The following is a 12,440-nucleotide window of genomic DNA, read 5'->3' as shown; positions in this document are numbered from 1 at the left end:
TCCGGTTGCAGGGGCCCGGCAGCTTGGGTAAGATTTGGCAAAAGCATATGTCACATTGGGGGGGGAATCAGTGCGTAGCCTATTCTTTATCTGTCTTTTTCTTTTTACGTCTTCGGCGGCCTTAGCCGAACAGAAACTATCCATCTCGGCCGAAACCTTCGGGCAACTGCCGAAGGTGGAAGGGATACAAATGTCGCCGGATGGTACTCGTCTCGCCATGTTTCAGAGTTACAAGGGACGCAAAACCCTGGTTACTACAAGTCTTCGGGAAGGCGAAATAGGGCCTATTTATCCCATTTCATTCCAGGAAGTGGAATATAGCTGGTTCCGCTGGTTGAATAATGACCAATTGGCGGTCAGTGTCCGCTTCCCAGGTAAACGGTTTGGAACGGAAACAATGGAAACAAGGTTTCTGTCCATGAACTGGAACGGGAGTGATGCAGTCAATCTGGTAAAAACACAGCGGATGGGAGCCTGGAGGTCAACTGGAGACAAATGGGCATCACAGTACCAGGATGATGTGGTGAGTTTCCTTCCGGACGATCCGGATCATATTCTTTTGGCTCTGGACAGCTTTGAAAGTATGAACGAACCGGACGTCTACAAGGTCAATATTCATGATGCTGACCGCAGTCGGGTGGTCAGAACCAGGGGGTCCATTAATGACTGGTATGCGGATCAAAAGGGTGTGGTGCGTTTGGGAATTGGTTATAATCGCAGAAACAGGGAACGTATTATCTATCGTAAAAGCGAGGATGACGGTTGGAAAACCATCGCCAAATATGACCTGATTGAAGACGATATTCCTTTTGTTTTTGAGCAATTCAGTTCCGATCCCAACATCATTTTTGTCTCTGCCGTGGATGAGAATGGCCGCAAGGCTTATTATAAATATGATCTGGATGCGGGGGATTTTGCCGGAAAAATCGCCGGCAGTGATGAAGGGGATGTGGGCTCCCTCGATATTGATGAGGAAGGCAACCTGCAAAGTTATCATTATGACGGCGCCAAGCCGGTTACCGTCTACACAGACAAACATAGGCAGGCCATTGATGTCTTTTTTGCCAAAAAGTTCCCTGACGAAACGGTCCGGATTATTTCTGCCAGCAAAGACAAACGAAAATATATTGTTGAAGTGACTTCTCCGCAGAATCCGGGGGACTTTTATCTTTTGGATCTGGATAAAAAGACCATGAACGGTTTTGCGGAAAAATACCCGGGTCTGGACCACGGCAAGCTGGCGCCAATGAAGCCAGTCATCTACGCTGCCCGGGACGGCCTTGAAATTCCGGGCTATCTGTCCCTTCCTGTGGGCAAAGATCCAAAGAAATTACCCACAGTGATTATGCCGCACGGCGGCCCCAATGCCCGGGATAATTGGGAATTTGATTATTGGGTGCAGTTACTGACTACCCGGGGCTATGCGGTTCTGCAGATGAATTATCGCGGGTCAACAGGCTTCGGGGTGAAGTTTGAAAACCTTGGCGATCAGGAATGGGGCGGCAAGATGCTGGACGATATTAATGACGGCACCCGCTGGATGATCGAACAGGGCTATGCCGATCCGGACAACATCTGCATCATGGGCGGCAGTTATGGCGGATATGCGGCCCTGCAGGCGCCGGTCAAGGAGCAGGGGCTTTATAAATGTGCCGTTGCCCTCGCACCTGTGACGGATATGTCCTCCTTTATGTTTCATGAAAGGAAATATGTGGGCTTTCAGATATATCGTCATTATATCCGCAATGACGAACTGTCCTATGACGACATGTCGCCCCACGAAAATATAGATAAAATCAATTTTCCGGTTTTGGTGGCGCATGGCACAGATGATCGCCGCGTCCCCTTTGATCAGGGCGAGGACTTTGCTAAAAAGATGAAAAAGGAAAAGAAGGACATCACCTTCCTCAAGTTCGAGGACGGGGATCATCACCTGAGCCGCGAGGAACACCGGGTGAAATTCCTCAAGGCGGTGGAGAAGTTTCTGGGTAAACATCTGGGCGGGGGCGCCGACTGACACCCCCGGTTTTGAAACTCAGAGGTTGATCAGCAGCAGCCGTAACCACATGGCCAGCACAACGGCCATGCCGGAGGCAAAGGCGATCAGCCGGTGATAAACATTGTTATAGGTGGTATGGATCAGCGCCTGCAGCAAGCGCAGGCCGAGGAAAGCCCAGGCCAGATAAATGAAGGCATTGTCTTCCTGCCCTTTCACCAGGATGGCGAGACAGACGGCGTAAAACAGCACCGGTACTTCATAGAGGTTCGACCAGTGGCGGGTCGGTTTCTTTACATAGTCCGGCGGTTCGGCCCCATCCAGGGTCTTGTAATAATGCGGCGCCACATCGCCAAGTTTGACGGATTTGAAGCGTCCGATCACCAGCACGGGCGAATAGAGGACGGTAAAAATGGCCATCAGGGCCATGGGATAGAAAACGGACATTGCACTTCCCCTTTTTTCGAACAGGCTTTTGTTTGAACAGGGTACCAGAGATTTCCGGCCTGTGTTATGCAAATATTGACCTGCGGCCATACGACTATGGATAACAGAAGATGCAGGGATATTTCAGGAGTTTACGATGAAGGTTCTTACTGTTCTGGCTTTTCTTGTTCTGGCGATGCCGGCCCGGGCCCAGGTGGAGGCGCCGGTATTCGATGCCGCGCAGGCCGAACGGTTTGCCGCGCTGGCCCTGAAATGTATCCACCGGGAATATCCCAACAAAATATCGCACAGCATGAAGGATGACAGCGCCGTCGCCCCGCCGCGGGACCTGCATCCGGTGTTTTACGGCTGTTTCGACTGGCATTCGGCCGTGCACGGTCACTGGATGCTGGTGCGGCTGCTGAATGTGGGGCCGGAAGGAGACTATAAGATAGGGATCATGACGGCGCTTGCCCAAAGCTTCACACCGGGCCGGGTGGCTGGCGAAGTGGCTTATTTTGAGGCCCGGATGGGCAGTTCCTTTGAACGTCCTTACGGCCTTGCCTGGTTCCTGCAGCTGATGACTGAACTCAGGCAGTGGGATAACCCGCTGGGGCATCAGTGGGCCAGGACGCTGGAGCCCCTGGAGGAGGTGGTCGTGCAGAATATCAAAATCTGGCTGCCCAAACTGGTCTATCCGGTGCGCATCGGCACCCATAACCAGACCGCCTTTGCCTTTGGTCTGATACTGGACTGGGCGCGGCAGGCCGGGGATGAGGAACTGGAGCAGATGCTGGTGGGCCGGGTTCTTGAATTCCATGAAAAGGACGTGAAATGTCCGCTGGCCTATGAACCCTCGGGGGAGGACTTTCTCTCTCCCTGCCTGATGGAGGCGGATCTGATGCGCCGGGTTTTGCCGCCGAAAAAATTCAGCAAGTGGTTCGGTAAATTCATGCCGCAGGTGCCGAAAAACGGCAACTGGAAATGGATGATTCCGGGTATCGTCGGCGATTTGACTGACGGCAAACTTGCTCATCTGGACGGGCTGAACCTGTCCCGGGCGTGGAATCTGGAAAATATCGCGGCCGCGCTGCCGGAAAGGGATCGTCGCCGGGCTGCTCTGTTGAATGCGGCCCAGGTGCACCGGATTGTCGGGCTTGAGGCAGTCACGGGCGAACATTATGCCGGCGGGCACTGGCTCGCCAGTTTTGCCACGTACCTTATGACCGGGCGCGGGCTGGACGGCGGATTGCAACCGTGATAAAATTCACAAATATGTAACAAAAACTACATACTTATGTCATTTACCCGCCGGGTGGATAAGCATACAATGCCTACCAGAAATGAACTGATATTTTCAATATAGTGGAGGAAGTGCATGGCATATTCATTGTCTGATGTGAACGGGATCGGTCCGGCCACCCAGAAACTTCTGGAGGCGCATGGCATCAAAACAGTTGCGGCGTTAAGCAAGGCGACACCTGAAAAACTGTCAGAAATACAAGGGTTTACGGTCCTGAGGGCGTCCCGGGTGATTGAGGCGGCCATTTTGCTGACCTCTTCTTCGGCTGCCAAAGCGCCAGCGGCCAGAAAGCCTGCAGCGAAAAAACCGGCCGCGAAACCAGCCGTCAAGGCCGTGGCAGAAAAAGCGGCACCGGTAAAAGAAGAAACGGCCGAAAAGCCGGCTGCAGAAAAAGCGGCGGGTAAAAAGTCCAGAGACACCAAGAAGTCTGAAAAGAAGGCTGACAAGAAAAAATCCGATAAAAAGAAGGCTGACAAGAAAAAAGACGCCGGTAAAAAGTCCAAAGACAAGAAGAAAACGGATAAAAAGAAGGCCGTAAAGAAGGCTGACAAGAAAAAATCCGATAAAAAGTCTAAGAAAAAGAAATAATACCTTAACCGGTCAGTGCTATAGTTAATTTCCTGGGGAAACTGGACAATACCATATCTGGTGGTTAGAATGGAAATTCCATACCAGATATAACAGTTAACGACTTTGGGAAAGTGATGGGCGCCAAGCCAACAGCAAAGGATGTGTTCAGGAAAGCCGACGGTCTTCCGATTTCGGTGAAGGCCGTCATTACCCTCGAGGACAAAATTCTCCTGCTTCAGGAACATGACAAGGAGTGGGAGCTTCCCGGCGGCAAGCTTGATGACGGTGAAGACCTTGAGGACACTCTGGAACGCGAGATTCTTGAGGAAACGGGACTTAAAATCAGATCGGCGAACCTGGTAGGTCTATGTGTCCGTTCCCGCGATCGCGGTCGTTCGGATATCTGTGTGGCCACCTATCACTGCAAGGTCAAATTCAATTCCCTTAAGGATGTGACCCTCTCCGAGGAACATATCTGTGCCGGCCTGTTCAGGAAGCGGCAGTTGGAAAGGCTCTATATGCTGGATATCTATCGTGAAGTTGCAGGAAAAATACTTCCCTGACCTGATATCGCCCTGACCAGAATATTATCCGGTAAACAGAGTATTTTTTATGTCTGACAATCCTTCGAATGTTGAAATCGAACGGAAATTCCTTGTTTCCCGTCGTCCTGACGGCGAACTCGTCAAACGCCAGGCCATCAGGCAGGGTTATATCGCCCGGGAGGGCGGCAATACGGTGCGTATCCGCCAGAAGAACGACAAATTCATCCTGAGCATCAAATCCAGCAAAGGACGCATTGAGCGCTATGAGCTGGAATATGAGGTCAGTGAAGCCGATGCCACCCTGCTGTTCAAGCTCTGCACCGGCAACCTGATCGAGAAAACCAGGGAAGTCTATGGCTACAAGGGCCATCTCTGGGAGGTGGATATTTTCCACGGCGTCAATGATGGCCTGATCATCGCCGAGGTGGAGCTGGACCGGGCCGACGAGGCCGTGCTGAAACCGGACTGGATCGGCCGGGAAGTGAGCCAGGATGCCCGCTTCTTCAATGCCTATCTGTTCAGTCACCCCTTCATCGGCTGGGACCTGACCTATGACGAGCTTCTTGCCGGGAAGTAACTCCCTGCTTTGTTATTTCATCAGGTCAGTTGCAGGCGAAATTTAGTATCCTCCCACAGGGACTGATACATCTGGGCCGGCAGGCTTGAGGGCGCAAAACTGTGCACCGGAGCCCGTTTCAGACCCATCTGCTCGACTGTGCTCGAATAAGGGATGTAGCTGTTGAGGAACTCAGGATATTCCTCGGCTGCATGTTCGATGATGTCCCGGTGCAGTTTCTTGCGCCGGTCGACCATGGAGAAGAACGGCCAGACTGTGGCATTGTCATATCCCTTTTCCGTCCGGAAACTCATCAGTTGCTCATAGGTGCGCAAGGACAGGCTTGTGGGAATTATCGGCACCAGCAGGCCGTCGACGATGGAGAAAATATGTTCTGACAGGGCTGAAATGCTGGGCGGGCAATCCAGCACCAGCAGGTCGTAATCGTCGGTCACCGGCTTGAGGATCTTAAACAGGGTGGTCAGTTTCTTTTCCACCAGCTCGATGTCCAGCATGCGATAGGAAAAGTCGGCCGGCAGCAGATCCAGGTTGTCGAAGTCCGTGCCCTTGATCAACTGGGAAAGTTCATGCTTTTTTTCGACCAGTCCCCTGGTGCCGCCCTTGATTCTGGGTTTGACCCGGAAATAATAGGTGGAGGACCCCTGTGGATCAAGGTCCCAGAACAGCACCTTGAAGCCCTCACGTGCGGCAAGGTAGGCAATATTAACGGCAGTGGCGGTCTTGCCTACACCGCCTTTGATGTTAAAGACACCAAGCGTTTTCATGATGACTTGTTTCCTTTGGAGGATTTTGCGGACTTGGGGCCGAAGAGCTGGTTAAATTTTCGTTCCGCTTCCGGGCTGTCAAATGTTCGGAAACGATCGGCAAATTCCCGGCGGGCCTCGGCCTGTCCGTCAAGAAGGTGGGCGGCCAGGATTCCCATGGCCATGAAGGTCTGGGCGCCGCCCAGGTTTTTCTGCTGCATTTCATCGGAAAAGGCGGCAATGCTCTGGGCCTGAACTTCATAATCCTGGAAGTTGCCAAGGTTCTCCTGCAGGACTTTCAGGCCGGAGACAAGATTTTTAATTTCGCCAGCCGGATAGAGGTTCTGGAAAAATTCCATCAGATACCGGAGCTTTTTGCCGGTTTTGCGTAACTCGTGCAAGTCCCCGGCAGGGCTCTCGTCGGTGATGGCCTTGCCTTCACTGACAATGCGCTGGAAGGTTTTCCAGATGCGCCGGCTGGCAAGCTCCTTCATCGGCAGGGCGGCGTTTTTCGCCTCGCCCTTGTCCTCGCTGTCGAGGAAGATTTCATAGTCGTCTTTTAGCTTCCTGTATTTTTCCGTCGCCAGTGAACGGGCAAGTTTTTTCTGTTCCGTGGACTGTTTGGCAATCAGGAATTTTTTCAAATCACCGAGGCTTTCGCGATATTCCCCGGGGAGCAGGGAGCGGTAATTTTCGAACTTCAGCAGGTAGACATCCAGGTCCCGCGTCGGGCCGGTGATCTGGCCGAGCCAGGCAAAGGCATCCTTCCATTTCCGGGTTTCCGCCTCACCATAGACGTCCCTGATCTGGCTGAGCGCCGAACGGGTGCGGCGGACCGCGACCCGGTAATCATGCAGGAATTCGGAATCCAGGTCAGCGATGGTGCCGGCTTCATTCTCCCGCATTGTGGCGAACAGGGTTTTCAGGATTTTTGTGGTTGCCGCGGCCGCCGGGGCGGTTTCGGATAATTTTATGTTCAGCTTGGAGCTATATTGTCCCGGCGTAACATCGAACCGTTTCAGGGCGTTATGGAGATAGGGGCGCTTCTGACGCTGGAAGCCAAGCTGCTGCAGCCCGCGGACGATCCTGTCGGATTCCTTCTCGTAGCCGCGCACCGGCAGCAGCTGCAGAGTCCATTCCGCATCGGTTTTGTTCTCGCGGGGGTCGCTTTTTGCGGCAGGGCAGGTGACCTCGTTTCGATCCAGATACAGGGTCGCTGTTTTTTTCTGTTCCTTGTCCAGGGCATGAAATTCCAGACGCTGGCTGTGCAGAGACAGAACCGGCAGAAGCCGGCGCATGGCAATGATTTTTTCCAGCCGGTTCTGTATCGGACTTGCCGGAAAATCCCAGGCGAAAACCGGGTTATCCCTGTGCAGGGTGACGCTGCCTATCTGGCTGTCATCCATCAGATGGCGCCAGAGATAGCGGTTTTCCTGGCCATGATGTTCACGGATCATATAACTTTGGGTGTTGAACAGGCGCCAGTCAAAGGTGTCGAGGAATTCCTGATGTAGCGACAGCTCCCGGATCAGGGACAGCCCGTTGATCTCTTCCAGTTTTTTCCGGATGGTGGCCAGGTCAAAATTTTCTGGTCCGTTAAAATACATGACACCCCTTCGATTGCTCTGCGCTATAGTTCTTGATTGCGGCAAACTATAAAAAGGCGGGGCCTTGTCGCCAATCATAATTTTGTTACAATATTATGACAAAAACGGCGGATTACAAAGAATTTTCGGGGTTATCTTACAACCAGGACCTGATAGGCGGCGGTCACCTGCTGAAACTTGATGGCGGCTTGCTTGTCACCCCGGTTGGTATCCGGATGATATCGTTTGGCCAGGGAGCGATAAGCCGATTTTATCTCGGCCTGGGTGGCGTCGTCTTCAAGTTCAAGGATTTCGAACGCATCTGCCCGGCGCTGGTCGGCACCGTATACTTCCGGGCCGGCATCATAGGCGCCGCTGGTTTTATAACCGGCGCTGGCGCGGGCTTCTTCCTGGGCGCGACGAAAAGCATCCGCCTTGTTGCGGCCGGAGAAATAATTCCAGTTCTGGTTATATTCCGCCACATGCCGCTGACAGAAGTGCCATTTTTCCGGAGAATCAGGGGCCTTCGGCGCCGGATAATCACCGGGCTCGTCGCAACCATCAAAGTCACACAGCCTGACCGAAACAGGCTCGCGCTGTACGTGGTATCCATCCCATCGGGGAAATCCCCAGCTTTTTGATCTCGTCATAATTTCCGGCTCATTGAGTGACGTTCATGATTAACAGTAAAACATAGCGTCAATCAATAAAGTTTTTTTCCATATAGTGTCGCGCGGAAGGCATTTTTAGGTCCTGTCGGAAATTCTTAATCTTGCCACGGTTTCGTGATACTGTTTACCGGAATTGGTTGCAAGATAAGGAAAAAAAGCTAAATGGCGACAACAATTACTTTGGTGGATGACGATCAGAACATCCTGACGTCTGTAAGTATGGCCCTTGAGGCGGAGGGATTTACCGTAAAGACTTATACGGATGGGGCAGCCGCATTGGAGGGGCTCAACAAGAACGGCACCGATATGGCCGTGCTTGATATCAAGATGCCGCGCATGGACGGCATGGAGCTGTTGCGCCGCTTGCGGGAAAAACATAATTTCCCGGTAATTTTCCTGACCTCCAAGGATGATGAAATTGATGAAATGCTCGGCCTTAAAATGGGCGCCGACGATTATATTAAAAAACCTTTCAGCCAGCGCCTGCTGATCGAGAGGATCAAGACGGTCCTGCGCCGGGTGGAGGCCATCAAGAAAAGTGCAACAGCCGGGGAAGACGAAGACGGCGTGATCGTGCGTGGTCGCCTGCGCCTTGATCCGGTTCGCCATCAGTGTGAATGGGACGGCAGGGATGTCAAACTGACGGTCACGGAATTCCTGATCCTGCAGGCTCTTGCGCACCGACCTGGTCATGTAAAAAGTCGGGATCAGTTGATGGATGTGGCCTATCATGACGATGTTTATGTGGACGACCGGACCATCGACAGTCACATCAAACGGCTGCGCAAGAAGTTCAGGGCGGTGGACGAGGAATTTGACGGCATTGAAACCCTGTATGGCGTAGGATACCGCTATAGTGAAAGTTGAGGGTTCGGCAAAGTTGATAGGGCCGGATATTTGCGCTAGACATATCTGATGACCTCGAACCCAAAGGCACCCCTCATCAGGACCCGGCCAAAGCGCCGGGTTTCTCCGTTGACCATACGGATCCTGCTGGTGAATGTTATCGCGCTGATCTTTCTCGGCGGCGGCATCCTGTATGTGGATGACCTGCAGGAAACCCTGATCCACTCGCGGATTGATTCCCTGATGAAGGATGCTGAGATCATGGCCGGCGCCCTGGGCGAGGCGGCCACCGGCGGGCCGGACACCACCGAGGTTGATCTGATCCCGGCCCAGCAGATCATCATGCGGCTTGTGGATGTGACCCAGAACAGGACCCGCTTTTTCGATGTGTCGGGAACCAAGCTCATCGACAGCCGCGATCTGGCCATTGAACAGTCTATCGTTGTCAATCCCCTGCCGCCGGACGGGGGGCTGGCCAGTTTCTGGGATACCGTCAGTTGGGAGATATCCAGCCTTCTTGACCGCCTGAACAGAAGATATGCCCTTGGTGAATACAAGGAAACCGCCAATGAAGTGGCGGAACATTATCCGGAGGTCATGGAGGCCATGGCCGGGGAAAGCAGTTACCGTATCCGGGTGCTGACCGAGCGGTTTGATATTATTACGGTCGCGGTTCCGGTACAGCGGTTCCGGCGGGTGCTCGGGGCGTTGATGCTGTCCGCGGATGATCGCGATATCCGGGAGGCGGTGCAGGATGCCCGCATGACCATTCTGAAACTCTTTTTTGCCGCCCTGCTGATCACTCTGACCCTGTCCATTTTCCAGGCGCGGACCATTGTGCAGCCGGTTCTGCGGCTGGCCCGGGCTGCCGACCGGATCAGGATGGCCACCAACCCGGACTATCAGATTCCTGACTATTCCGGACGCAATGACGAAATCGGTGATCTCAGCCGCTCGCTCCGGCAAATGACCGACACCCTGGCCCGGCAGATTGATGCAGTGGCCTCTTTTGCCGCTGATGTGGCCCATGAACTGAAAAATCCGCTAACCTCTCTGCGCAGTGCCGTCGAGACATTGTCGTTCGCCAAAAAAGAGGAAGACAAGCAGAAACTGCTGGCGATTATCCAGCAGGATGTGCAGCGCCTCGACCGCCTGATTTCCGATATTTCCGATGCTTCCCGGCTGGATGCGGAACTTGCCCGCAGCCAGATGGAACTGGTCAATATGACCGCCATGCTGGAAACCCTGATCGATATCTATGATACCACCCAGAAAGACCAGTTACCGACTATTGTGCTGGAGGTGGACGGCAGCCGCCGGCTCCGCAAGTCGATGGAAAACCAACCCTATTATGTGATGGGGCTGGAGGGACAACTGGGCCAGGTGGCGCGCAATCTGGTTGACAATGCCATTTCTTTTTCCCGGCCGGACGGGCATGTCTGGGTCAGGCTCGGGGAATATAAAAATATGGTTGAACTGGTGGTGGAGGACGAAGGCGTCGGTATTCCCGAAGACAAGCTGGAAAGTATTTTTGCGCGGTTTTATTCAGAGCGGCCCAAAGGCGAGGCCTTCGGCAAACATTCGGGCCTCGGCCTGAGTATCTGTAAACAGATCGTGGAATCCCACGGCGGTACCATCATCGCCCAAAACCGGGAAGATCGCAGCGGCGCCCGTTTTGTCGTCCGCCTGCCCAGGGCAATGGAAGACAAAAGCCAATGACACTGTATCACGCCACGGTTGTGGCCCTGGAAGATCGGGGCATTATGATTACAGGTTCCTCCGGTTATGGCAAATCCGATCTGGCCCTGCGCCTGATCGAGGAGGCCGGGGCAAAGCTGGTCGGAGACGATTATGTCACCCTGGTCCGGGAGGCAGACGGCCTGGTTGCCCGCCCGGCCGAAAATATTGCCGGGATGATCGAGGTGCGCGGGCTCGGTCTGGTGAAAATGCCGATCCTGCCGTCCGTTTCCGTTGATCTGGTGCTGGTGTTGCTTGATCCGGAAGGGGACGTATATCCGGAGAGGCTGCCCGGGGAACAATTCTTCGAACATGAGGGGATCTGTGTCCCGCAGCTTGAGTTTATGGCCCTTGAGGCATCGGCTGTGGCAAAAGTCCGGGCCGCCCTGAGGCATTTTCTTTCATGAAATAGATTTGTATATTTCCTCCCGCTGTGAGAATATTTAGCCTGTAAATTGATTCCTGCACGGTCGGCATAGAGACAGATGCCTGATCGTCCGAGTAGCGCAACAGGGGAATAAGGTGACTAAAAACGGGGAAGGGGCCGGTCCGGCGACCGACAGGCTCACTCTTTTGCTGATTACCGGCATGTCCGGCGCCGGAAAATCCACGGCTCTCAAGGCATTGGAAGATATTGGATATGAGGCACTGGACAATCTGCCGTTGAGCCTGCTGCCCAATCTGATAGAGCTTGCGAAAAGCGAGGATACGGACCATATCAATCCGGCTTTCGCCATTGGCATCGATGCCCGCACCCGGAATTTCCGCCCGGACCGGATCCTCTCACGCCTGCAGGAACTGAAGGACCGGGACGATCTGGATGTAAAAATCCTTTATTTTGACAGCAACAATACGGTCCTGGCCAAACGGTTTACTGAAACCCGGCGACGTCATCCGCTGGCCATCGACCGGCCGGTTTCCGACGGTATCGTCCGGGAACGCCAGATGCTGGAGGTGATCCGGGCTGAAGCGGACTATTTCTTTGACACCTCGGACCTGGGTATTCATGAACTGAAGCGCATGCTGACCCAGCGATTCGAGCGCAAGGCCGGCGGCGACCTGAATATTTCCATCTGTTCCTTTGGTTATCCAAAAGGGTTGCCGCGGGATGCGGACCTGGTTTTTGATGTGCGGTTTCTCAAAAATCCACACTATGAAGACAGCCTGCGTCCGCTCACTGGCGAGGACGAGGATGTGGCGGCTTTTATAAAAGCAGATCCGTCTTTCGAAAGTTTTTGGGATAAGATAGGTTCTCTGATATTGTCTTTGCTGCCTGAGTACAAGAAAGAGGGTAAGTCTTACCTGACCATCGCTTTCGGGTGTACAGGCGGCCGACACAGATCGGTATTTGTGGCCCGGGAACTGGCTGAATTGTTGCATCGAAACGGCTATTGGGTCAATGTGCATCACCGTGAACTTTTGTCCGGTGAATGAATTTTA

Annotated in this window: 13 protein-coding genes; 9 read left to right on the top strand and 4 right to left on the bottom strand. The window is 53.4% G+C overall.

Annotated features, from left to right (window positions below; all coding sequences use genetic code 11):
• Window positions 1-70: 70 nt before the first annotated feature.
• A complete protein-coding gene (locus tag ACORNT_RS01945) occupies window positions 71-2,017 on the top strand; it encodes a S9 family peptidase (RefSeq protein ID WP_321394611.1) in 1,947 nt (648 codons plus the stop codon).
• A gap of 18 nt (window positions 2,018-2,035) precedes the next feature.
• Here ACORNT_RS01945 and ACORNT_RS01940 read toward each other — a convergent pair whose 3' ends face one another.
• Window positions 2,036-2,443: an MAPEG family protein gene (locus ACORNT_RS01940; RefSeq protein ID WP_321394607.1), complete on the bottom strand. Its 408-nt coding sequence runs from the start codon at window positions 2,441-2,443 to the stop codon at window positions 2,036-2,038.
• Window positions 2,444-2,579: 136 nt separating this feature from the next.
• Between ACORNT_RS01940 and ACORNT_RS01935 the strand changes: the two genes are divergently transcribed.
• The 4 genes from ACORNT_RS01935 to ACORNT_RS01920 all read left to right on the top strand — a co-directional run bounded on the left by ACORNT_RS01935 (window position 2,580) and on the right by ACORNT_RS01920 (window position 5,417).
• On the top strand, window positions 2,580-3,683 hold the full coding sequence (locus tag ACORNT_RS01935; RefSeq protein WP_321394604.1) for a DUF2891 domain-containing protein: 1,104 nt from the start codon (window positions 2,580-2,582) through the stop codon (window positions 3,681-3,683).
• 117 nt (window positions 3,684-3,800) lie between these two features.
• Window positions 3,801-4,313: a helix-hairpin-helix domain-containing protein gene (locus tag ACORNT_RS01930; RefSeq protein WP_321394601.1), complete on the top strand. Its 513-nt coding sequence runs from the start codon at window positions 3,801-3,803 to the stop codon at window positions 4,311-4,313.
• Between the two features lie 116 nt (window positions 4,314-4,429).
• Window positions 4,430-4,858 (top strand): NUDIX hydrolase, encoded by a 429-nt coding sequence (locus ACORNT_RS01925; protein ID WP_321394598.1) that lies wholly within the window; start codon window positions 4,430-4,432, stop codon window positions 4,856-4,858.
• 49 nt (window positions 4,859-4,907) lie between these two features.
• A complete protein-coding gene (locus ACORNT_RS01920; protein ID WP_321394595.1) occupies window positions 4,908-5,417 on the top strand; it encodes a CYTH domain-containing protein in 510 nt (169 codons plus the stop codon).
• Between the two features lie 20 nt (window positions 5,418-5,437).
• Here the strand turns inward: ACORNT_RS01920 and ACORNT_RS01915 are convergent, their stop codons facing one another.
• The 3 genes from ACORNT_RS01915 to ACORNT_RS01905 form a co-directional block, all read right to left on the bottom strand.
• The gene (locus ACORNT_RS01915) at window positions 5,438-6,181 is read right to left on the bottom strand and encodes a ParA family protein (protein ID WP_321394593.1); all 744 of its coding nucleotides are present in this window, start codon (window positions 6,179-6,181) and stop codon (window positions 5,438-5,440) included.
• Entirely contained in the window at window positions 6,178-7,767 is a 1,590-nt protein-coding gene (locus tag ACORNT_RS01910; RefSeq protein WP_321394590.1) for a CHAD domain-containing protein, read from the bottom strand. Before ACORNT_RS01910 ends, ACORNT_RS01915 begins: the two co-directional genes overlap by 4 nt.
• A gap of 131 nt (window positions 7,768-7,898) precedes the next feature.
• The gene (locus tag ACORNT_RS01905; RefSeq protein WP_321394588.1) at window positions 7,899-8,396 is read right to left on the bottom strand and encodes a J domain-containing protein; all 498 of its coding nucleotides are present in this window, start codon (window positions 8,394-8,396) and stop codon (window positions 7,899-7,901) included.
• A 183-nt stretch (window positions 8,397-8,579) separates the two neighbouring features.
• On the opposite strand from ACORNT_RS01905, the gene ACORNT_RS01900 reads away from it, so the two are divergent.
• The 4 genes from ACORNT_RS01900 to rapZ all read left to right on the top strand — a co-directional run bounded on the left by ACORNT_RS01900 (window position 8,580) and on the right by rapZ (window position 12,434).
• Window positions 8,580-9,284: a response regulator transcription factor gene (locus ACORNT_RS01900; protein ID WP_321394585.1), complete on the top strand. Its 705-nt coding sequence runs from the start codon at window positions 8,580-8,582 to the stop codon at window positions 9,282-9,284.
• A gap of 48 nt (window positions 9,285-9,332) precedes the next feature.
• A complete protein-coding gene (locus ACORNT_RS01895; RefSeq protein WP_321394582.1) occupies window positions 9,333-10,982 on the top strand; it encodes a stimulus-sensing domain-containing protein in 1,650 nt (549 codons plus the stop codon).
• Window positions 10,979-11,407, top strand: coding sequence for an HPr kinase/phosphatase C-terminal domain-containing protein (locus ACORNT_RS01890; protein WP_321394580.1), 429 nt, complete (start codon window positions 10,979-10,981; stop codon window positions 11,405-11,407). The genes ACORNT_RS01895 and ACORNT_RS01890 overlap by 4 nt, the downstream gene beginning before the upstream one ends.
• A gap of 115 nt (window positions 11,408-11,522) precedes the next feature.
• The gene (rapZ, locus tag ACORNT_RS01885; protein ID WP_321394578.1) at window positions 11,523-12,434 is read left to right on the top strand and encodes an RNase adapter RapZ; all 912 of its coding nucleotides are present in this window, start codon (window positions 11,523-11,525) and stop codon (window positions 12,432-12,434) included.
• The last annotated feature ends 6 nt before the right edge of the window (window positions 12,435-12,440 follow it).

Origin of the sequence: Emcibacter sp. (assembly GCF_963675455.1) — a bacterium.
Classification (GTDB): domain Bacteria; phylum Pseudomonadota; class Alphaproteobacteria; order Sphingomonadales; family Emcibacteraceae; genus Emcibacter.
Note: the sequence above shows the minus strand (reverse complement) of the source record. Positions and strands in the feature narration are given on the sequence as shown.